This window comes from Luteolibacter pohnpeiensis, assembly GCF_016595435.1.
GTDB lineage: Bacteria > Verrucomicrobiota > Verrucomicrobiia > Verrucomicrobiales > Akkermansiaceae > Luteolibacter > Luteolibacter pohnpeiensis.
Genome location: NZ_JAENIJ010000065.1, coordinates 1 through 6389 on the forward strand (window position 1 = coordinate 1; position 6389 = coordinate 6389).

9 protein-coding genes are annotated in these 6389 nt (G+C 54.7%); 3 read left to right on the forward strand and 6 right to left on the reverse strand.

What is annotated here, in order from left to right:
* Positions 1–17 precede the first annotated feature (17 nt).
* Positions 18–368: a hypothetical protein gene (locus JIN85_RS19430; RefSeq protein WP_200273968.1), complete on the reverse strand. Its 351-nt coding sequence runs from the start codon at positions 366–368 to the stop codon at positions 18–20.
* 115 nt (positions 369–483) lie between these two features.
* Here JIN85_RS19430 and JIN85_RS19435 point away from each other — a divergent pair, with 115 nt between their 5' ends.
* The 3 genes from JIN85_RS19435 (at position 484) to JIN85_RS19445 (ending at position 2848) form a co-directional block, all read left to right on the forward strand.
* The gene (locus JIN85_RS19435; protein WP_200273970.1) at positions 484–1470 is read left to right on the forward strand and encodes a DUF4062 domain-containing protein; all 987 of its coding nucleotides are present in this window, start codon (positions 484–486) and stop codon (positions 1468–1470) included.
* A 78-nt stretch (positions 1471–1548) separates the two neighbouring features.
* Positions 1549–1791, forward strand: a complete 243-nt coding sequence (locus JIN85_RS19440) for a 7(1) septoil knot domain-containing protein (protein ID WP_200273972.1) — start codon at positions 1549–1551, stop codon at positions 1789–1791.
* A 457-nt stretch (positions 1792–2248) separates the two neighbouring features.
* A complete protein-coding gene (locus JIN85_RS19445; protein ID WP_200273974.1) occupies positions 2249–2848 on the forward strand; it encodes a hypothetical protein in 600 nt (199 codons plus the stop codon).
* A 164-nt stretch (positions 2849–3012) separates the two neighbouring features.
* Here JIN85_RS19445 and JIN85_RS19450 read toward each other — a convergent pair whose 3' ends face one another.
* From JIN85_RS19450 to JIN85_RS19470, 5 genes are all read right to left on the reverse strand, one after another.
* On the reverse strand, positions 3013–3291 hold the full coding sequence (locus JIN85_RS19450; protein ID WP_200273976.1) for a hypothetical protein: 279 nt from the start codon (positions 3289–3291) through the stop codon (positions 3013–3015).
* 6 nt (positions 3292–3297) lie between these two features.
* Positions 3298–3894 (reverse strand): N-acetylmuramoyl-L-alanine amidase, encoded by a 597-nt coding sequence (locus JIN85_RS19455; protein ID WP_200273978.1) that lies wholly within the window; start codon positions 3892–3894, stop codon positions 3298–3300.
* 110 nt (positions 3895–4004) lie between these two features.
* A complete protein-coding gene (locus JIN85_RS19460) occupies positions 4005–4472 on the reverse strand; it encodes a hypothetical protein (RefSeq protein ID WP_200273980.1) in 468 nt (155 codons plus the stop codon).
* Between the two features lie 58 nt (positions 4473–4530).
* Positions 4531–5913 carry a DEAD/DEAH box helicase family protein gene (locus JIN85_RS19465; RefSeq protein ID WP_200273982.1) on the reverse strand — a complete coding sequence of 461 codons (1383 nt, stop codon included), beginning with the start codon at positions 5911–5913 and terminating at the stop codon, positions 4531–4533.
* Positions 5910–6389: terminase small subunit-like protein (locus tag JIN85_RS19470; RefSeq protein WP_200273984.1), on the reverse strand; the 480-nt coding region annotated here is incomplete at its 5' end. The genes JIN85_RS19465 and JIN85_RS19470, both read right to left, overlap by 4 nt.

Below are 6389 nucleotides of genomic sequence, written 5' to 3' on the forward strand. Positions count from 1 at the left end.
AACGGTTTGGGTAACGATCATGAAAGCGGAAGGGTCACCGAGTTGGCGACCTCGATGGGGTAAGGAGTGAGAGCGGGTTCCGTGAATCCGTCCGGTCGATCCAGAAGGCAATCGATCCAGTAGCGACCGGCTTCGAGCTGACCGGTCTGCTCCTTAGTCAGATCGCAAATGATCTCCAGATTCGCCGGAACCGGGATCGATGTGGAAATCTCCGCCGCCAACGGAGCACCGGGGCGTGGGGATTTACGGAGCTGGCACCGCGCCGAGCACCCCTCCAGGCTAACAGCCTTGGCCGGTAGCCGAATGACGAGTCTCCAGTCTTGAAACCTGCGGATCGGATTCACGCAGGGAGTGTGGCAGAGAGCCATCCATCCTCAATCCAGGCGAGTGGTCCCGATCCGCTAACGGGAAAAATCCCAACCGTTTGAATTCAAGCTTTTATTCCGCCACGAATTATCTTATGAGTCATCCCAAGAATCCCCAATGATCCCTAACGTTTTCGTAAGCTCCACGATCGCCGATTTGCAATATCTTCGAGAGACGCTCAGAGATGCTCTGACCGAGGTTGCCTACAATCCAGTGATGAGCGAGCATGGAGGCGTGGGTTACATCCACGAGGGTTCTGCTGCGGACGCCTGCTATGTGACGATGCAACAATGTCACATAGCCATTCTTATCATTGGTAAGCGCTACGGGAGTATTGGCAGTGAGGGACTGAGCGTTACTCATCGCGAGTTTCATACTGCGCGAAGACACGAAATTCCGTTAATTACATTTGTGGACGCGGATGTCATGAGCTTCAAGAAGGTATTCGACGCTGACCCCGAATCCGCTACATGGAACCACTTCGAGTACATGGATCACGCGCGCGAGACTTTCAAGCTTGTCGATGAGGTCATAACTTCACAGATTTACAATGGTTTGATCGAGTTTCGGACCGCAACTGAAGCGAAAAGCCGCCTCAAGCAGCAGCTTGCTCATTTCATGGGTGACCGACTCACGGGGGCAATCCGGCCGATTAAGACTGATGTTCATGAGATTTTAGCGGAAGTGAAGGCACTCCGAAACCAAATGTCCCACGAGAGTAGTTCTAGTTCCGGCGAAATCGTAAAGGCGGTAGATCCTTTCTACATTGCTCTTCGATTTCTGCTCGAGGAGCGCAATAGAGACTACACCAGATTCGTCGAGGCGATTTGTGGCGACTTGGATATTGCTGCACACAAAATCCAATCTGCAGAGACAATTGAGGACCTGATTGAGAAGGCTGGAGGAACCTTCGAAGTCGTCGAAGATGACTTTGGATCCAAGCCCTTCTGGAGGGAAGAACGCAATCGCCACCGCATCCGAATTGGTTCAGAAGGCATCGGGGGATTTTGGGGAATGACTTCCAACAAGCACGTTTACCTTTCAGAATCAATGAGGGTACATCTGAATGACAAACAAGCCTCCCTTGCGCTTAAGCTAAAATGAAACACTCAACAGGCCCCCAGGCAACTGGCATCTCCCGTGCCTGGACATTGAACGTTGGGCCACAAAAATAAAGAATCTATGAACAAACCGGACGTCAGCAAAATCTACGGCAAGATCCAATACGTGAAGGCGTTTCCCGATTACAAAGTCGAGGTGGTCAAAGCGTTCGAGGATCTCGCTGTTCAAGAAGTGTCTGCTTTTCCCAATTCGCCCGGGAAGTGGCAGGTAGTCACTGCATTTCCTGACTACAAGATTCAGCTCGTGAATGCTTTTGGTGATTTCAAGATTCGCTATGTTTCGACCTTTCCCGGCCCCAAATAGACAAAACTCATGACTCCACCGCAGTGCATTCTAACTCCGAAAGGGACTTATCAAATATTTTTGAAACGGATTGAGGGAGGACTACACTTGGCCAGCATTCTCTACTTTATTCGTCATCAAGGCAATCCACAGGATCCCAGTGATTTGGGCATAATGGATTTCAAGTTGCATACCACGCACGGTGATTCAAAAGAACAAGCTCTACAGTCCCTTCTAAAGTGGTCCGAATCTCAGTTTGGCGCTCCTTGCTCATTTCGCTAAATACCAAGCCCAACAAGGTGTCGCCCTCAACACCTTCCACGACGTGGCTATACAATTTTCGCTTACCTCATCCGCCAGTGGCACGGGTCAAGCCCACATTTCGTCCTCATTCGTTCCACGCCTGACCGCAACGAACCCAGCCAGCTGAATTTTGAAATTTTGCGTCAACCTTAATAACCTTAGCAGTTCGGATACCATGAGCACAGCCCCCCTTAAAGAACGCGTCGACCTCGTAAAATACAAGACTGCAGAGATGCAGCTTTCGTATGCATCGGCTTCACTCGCATTTGCCGACAGAGTTGACGAGTTTCAAGATACCATGTTCTTCCGCGAGATCGTTTGGACGTCTTTCTTCGTCAACTACAGTAAACCATTCAAACAGTCCCGTGACAGAAATCTCGGGTTTGGCATGCGCTTACCTGAAGATGTGGTGCCACCAGAACATCTTGATACCCACAGAAACATTCTCACAATGCGCGACAAACATTTCGCACATACCGATCTGGACTTCCGATCGAGCCCTTTCATCGCCGAACCTGAAGAGCTTCTTATGGTTCTCCCCACCAAGGCAGGCATGTTTTTCGGCATCAGTTCGCTTTCTCCCGCCGATTCAACCATCGTCAACTATAAGGCCACACTCAACGCCGTAATAGATTCAATCGCTACTCGTTCGGCTCAAATTATTGAGCGCTGGTCACGCAACCTTAGCGTTTCCTCCGACTCTTGGTGGACAATAAACCTCTCTCCAGAAGATGACACTATCCTTCGACCGTTGGACTTAAATTCAAAAGCATAGCCGAACGAGGTATAATTATGCTGCAACAGTAAAGGATCTGCAAGCCACCGAAAAAAAAAGCTGCCTACCACCTAAACTTCCACGCCGTTTATACCTAAACCTGAAGATTCTTATCAAACCTTGGAGAAATATCGGCCCAATGGCCTCCCACGCTAAAGAGTTAATCACGGAAGCCTCAGCGGACAATCCGCCTTCGGACACTGCACCTTCCGTTTCTCCCGATCCTCAAGAACAGCCACTCGAGTCCTGAGGTTTTCGCGATCCTTGTCGCACTCCTCAACGTGCTTTTCACTCTCTGTGATCCGGCCTTCGAGCGCGACCATCTGCGCACGAGTCTCCTTGTGAGCGTTGGCTCGAGCGGTTTCTTGGGATTTGTAAAGCCAGACGATCACGCCTGCCAGTGTCGAAACGGCTGCGACGAGTAAAGTTTCGATGGGAGACATAATGGTTTAGGGTTTTGGAAGACCTTGAAAACCGCAGGCCTCGCGCATGGCTTGCATGGGGAAGGCCGGGCCGGGATCGACTTTGCGCTCTGGGGCAATGTCATCGTGACCGACGAGGTCGTCGAGGTTGTATCGGGCGACCAGCGCCTTGCTGACGGCTTCGCAGGCGTCCAGCTGAGCCTTGGGATACTTTTCCCAGTTCTTCACTGGCCCACCGTTCTTGTGACGAGCCACAAGCGGCTTCAGCTTCGAGAATCGCTCGATCAATGAATCCGAGTCGCCTCCGTTTGCCATCTCAATCCCGATCGCGCAGGAGTTCAGATCAAAGTAGGTGATGCCGGTATTCGGATCTTTCCATTGCGAGGCTCCGGCATGACCGCAGGTCCGGTTGAAGGGCCGGCATTGATAGATCGTGCCATCGCGATCGATCACGACATGCGCACACACTCCATTGCCCAGTTCCTTCCAGTAGTTGATGGAGGACATGGCGGTCGCGCCCGAGGTGAAATGCATCACAAGGAAACGTCGAATCGACATGACCGCACCGCCAGGTAAAGGAACTCGTTTGGCATCTTCCAGCCAGTGGTCATCGGTGATTTTCATGAATCAGGAAAAAGTTTAGCCGTCCCCTACTTCCGGTCTTCGGGGATGGCTTTTTGGGTGCGGGCTGGACCGGCCGCTAAGGGATTAGGGGAACAGGAATTTCAGCAGCATCACTTTCCCGAATCGGCAATCGGGGTCAGGACTTCGGCAACGGCCCCGGCGTCGTAGAGACCCCAGGCGGTGTCAGGTTGCGACTCGGCGCGGAGAACATCGGAGCTGGCCACGTTGAAAGGCGTGCCGTTCTCACGCTGCACCGGCACCGTGGCAATCGGTTGACCTGTTAGACCTGAGGTCAGACCGGCACACGAAACGAGCGGGTAGGACAGCACGCCCAATGTGAGCCACAAGGCGAGCGGGTAGAGCTTCGGCGACCATGAGTTGTTGATCTTGCCGTCGTCGATGAAATCACCGAGCGCCTCGATCAAGTGGACCACCCCTGCAAGCAGTGGCAATGCCGTCGCAAGTCCGGTGGCCACTGTGTCCGGGAGGAAACTAACAATCCCGGCAAGATCAAGTCCGCCGACGAAGGTGAGGAAAGCGGCAACCGCCGCGAGGAATGATAGGAGTTTGGTCTTCACACCACGCATGGTGCAGCTCTCGGTTCACCCAACGCCATTGCTCCGAGTGGTCCCGGCTTCACCAGCCCGTCACCAGTCCATTGGAAAAGCTGTCACGGCTTGCCTCTGGAACGTGGATCGAGTTGGCGCGAATTGCTCCGCTCATCCGGGAACCGCAAGCGATACAACCGAGCACCGCGTCGCCACGGTCAGGTGAATGCCTCCCTTCGGCCCGCATCTTGTCCTTTGATTCGACACGCAGCTTGCCGTTCTCGCTCCACTCACTCTTGCGGGTTGAGATTTGCTTAAACGTCACCGGATCCAGAACTCCGAGGTTGATTCTCCCCCGCTCGATCTCGGTCGCACCGACGTGCCAGACTTCACCGATGAGGTTCGCGTATTCATCCGGATCGCTCGCTGCCTGGCCACCGTGGAAACGGTTCAGGTAAAAGCCCAGCTCGGCAATGGCATCGATCATCACCGTGCCCAAGCCGTCTGCGTCACCCCACGCCTGACCGGGTTGAATGCCTTCGGTCTTCAGCAAACGAACGAACTCGCGAGCGGCCTGCATCGTGTCCTTCTCGACCCAAGCCTTGATGATGCGAACCGTGTTGCCGCGTCGGACTGCCAGCACGTTCTCGTCGCGCCCTGCAGCGAAGTCGAGGAATGCGACCACCTCGCCATCCTCCTCCGGCTGTGGCTGGCCTTCCAGAGCCTTTGCCAAACGATCCGGAGCCAGCACCAAACGCTCCGCGTCCTCGGTGAACTCCGCCTCATGCATGGACCGATACAGCGGATGATCCGGCCCGTATTTTTCCAGGTCACGCGCACGCTTCGCCGGATCGATGTGCGGGCACTCATCCGAGCGCACCTTGCGCGTCCAAAAGAACTTCTTGAGCGAATGGAAAGCCTCGTAGAACTGGCCCCAAGGTTTGCCAGGTGAACTGACCCAAAGCTGGAACACGCGGGTGCAGCGGTCGAATGCCTCGAACACCCCATCCGGCACCGTCTTCGCCTCGTCGACGATGATCATTACAGGGTCAGTCTCGCTGCCGATCTTCGGGTGCCAGCCCTCAGCGCGTCCCGGGTCATCGGTCGAAAATCCGAGCGCAAACCCACCCTCTGGCGTCTTCAGCTCAGTCTGCAGGAACGTCCACGCCGGGAATTTCTTCTGATGCACTCGGAGAGCAGGCCACAGCTGCTTCTCCACCTGCCGGAACGAACCCGAGGTCACAACCACCTGTCCACGCGGGAAACGGCTCAGGAACCACAGAATGGCCGCAGCCACAACCTTGGCCGTCTTGCCTGATCCGTTAGCTGCTGCAATCGCAACAGGCGGTCCGTCTTCCTCCTGCAGGCCGATCGCCTCCAGGCACTCGATTTGCCAGTCATAGAGCGACTTTTCACCCAGCTGGAACCAGGCGAACTCGGAAGGACTCAGAATAGTTCTCTGAGTCTTCACTCTGCATCCTCCTCAGCCTCACGGCTCTTACGAATTTCATCACGCTTGGCAGCTATCCGCAGAAGGATTGCCTCGTCAGCTTCAGTCGGGCGGTATTCCTCGACGGTCTGGATAGGTCCGCCATCCGGCCCGCTGATCTCCTGAGTGATCTTGTCCCCGTAGCGTTTCGGGTCCCACTTGGCCAGGAGCTTGAGACGAGTCTCTACCTGAAGTCGTCGATGCCCAAGCATGTCCCCTCGCTTAATCCTGGGGCCGTCTGGCGTGTCGGTGCGTTCAACGCCTTCCTGGGGCGTGTCTGCGATCTCAAGCGCCTCCATCGCGATCCGGTCAAAACCAGCCTCCCTCGCGCGCGCGATGCGTGAAGAAAGTCCCTCGTCTTCGGCCATCCAATTGTAAATCGTCTTCGGCGAAGGCATCCCTTCCTCAGCGCAAATCAGGGTGAGAGGCGTCCCCATCGACAAGCCTTCGAGCACTCT

Bases quoted from the DNA above. Each gene is read 5' to 3' on its own strand.
- JIN85_RS19450 (WP_200273976.1), bottom strand. From the start codon at position 3,291: ATGTCTCCCATCGAAACTTTACTCGTCGCAGCCGTTTCGACACTGGCA.
- JIN85_RS19440 (WP_200273972.1), top strand. From the start codon at position 1,549: ATGAACAAACCGGACGTCAGCAAAATCTACGGCAAGATCCAATACGTG.
- JIN85_RS19445 (WP_200273974.1), top strand. From the start codon at position 2,249: ATGAGCACAGCCCCCCTTAAAGAACGCGTCGACCTCGTAAAATACAAG.
- JIN85_RS19455 (WP_200273978.1), bottom strand. From the start codon at position 3,894: ATGAAAATCACCGATGACCACTGGCTGGAAGATGCCAAACGAGTTCCT.
- JIN85_RS19435 (WP_200273970.1), top strand. From the start codon at position 484: ATGATCCCTAACGTTTTCGTAAGCTCCACGATCGCCGATTTGCAATAT.
- JIN85_RS19430 (WP_200273968.1), bottom strand. From the start codon at position 368: ATGGCTCTCTGCCACACTCCCTGCGTGAATCCGATCCGCAGGTTTCAA.